Source organism: Microbulbifer hainanensis, from assembly GCF_014904735.1.
In the GTDB taxonomy this organism is placed as follows: domain Bacteria; phylum Pseudomonadota; class Gammaproteobacteria; order Pseudomonadales; family Cellvibrionaceae; genus Microbulbifer; species Microbulbifer hainanensis.
On record NZ_JACZCR010000082.1, the window covers coordinates 1 to 882 of the forward strand.

Annotated in this window: 2 protein-coding genes; both read right to left on the reverse strand. The window is 57.0% G+C overall.

All coding sequences use genetic code 11. The annotated features are described in order from the left end of the window. On the reverse strand, positions 1–226 hold a 226-nt coding region (locus IG168_RS20420; protein WP_193166451.1), incomplete at its 3' end, for a hypothetical protein. Then, positions 223–882 (reverse strand): hypothetical protein (locus IG168_RS20425; RefSeq protein ID WP_193166452.1); only part of this gene is annotated, 660 nt, incomplete at its 5' end. The genes IG168_RS20425 and IG168_RS20420, both read right to left, overlap by 4 nt.

An 882-nucleotide genomic window follows, 5' to 3' on the forward strand; every position in this document is an offset into this window, starting at 1 on the left:
CGCCTCCATCGGACGAGGGGTATGCAAAAGCACAAGAGACGATGCGCTGCTGAATCAGGGTGGCATCCGTGACTAGCTGGCTCCGTTTTTTGAGTTCGCTGGCTTGCGTGGTCGAGCTTGAGAACGTGTCGGCAAAGTAGGCGCCCAGACCAATGATCAGCACAAAGATGACAATGATCAGGGCGTAGACGCCGAAACCGTCGTCGGGGCCGTGCTTCTCGTTCATCGCGGAGAGACCACGAGAAAATAGGCGTTTACCCCGTCGCTGGATTGGAAGCACCCCTGATATGCGCCGGAGAAAGCGTCACTTGGAGTCGTCGATGCCAGGCTGAAAGCAGTGCTTGTTACTTTCTGGGCGGTAGAGAGACCAGCGTACAGGCTGGTTGACGAGATAGACGATGCGATGGGGATCGCCGCGTCGGCGTCGTAGGAAAGAAGAGCTTCGTTGATCCCTTGGCAGTAATCGTCCTTCACGCCCGGCAGAACGATCGCCCAATCCGCGTTGCTGCTGGCAAGATCGGGAACCGTGAACGATCCGGCGCCGGACGTTGTATTTCCCACGAGATAGAACCGGCCCCAATTATCGGCCGATATGCCAGAGGGACGGTCGATGAAATATGTCTTGCTAAGGGCAGGTTCGGTGATCGCGCCGTTGATGGGATCGAAGAGACTTACTCGACTGGAATCCGAAGACACGTCGTCAACGAGGTTTATTTGGGAAATGTCCCATCCTTGCGCGCCCATGACATTGATCCCCTGACCAATGGAGGCGCCGGTGCCAAAAATCGCATTCGCATTTAGAAGTCCGAGGTAGGACGCGATGCGGGCCGGGACCCCTGCGACCTGGCTGCCAAAGATCGCGCCAAGGGCGATCACGATAAC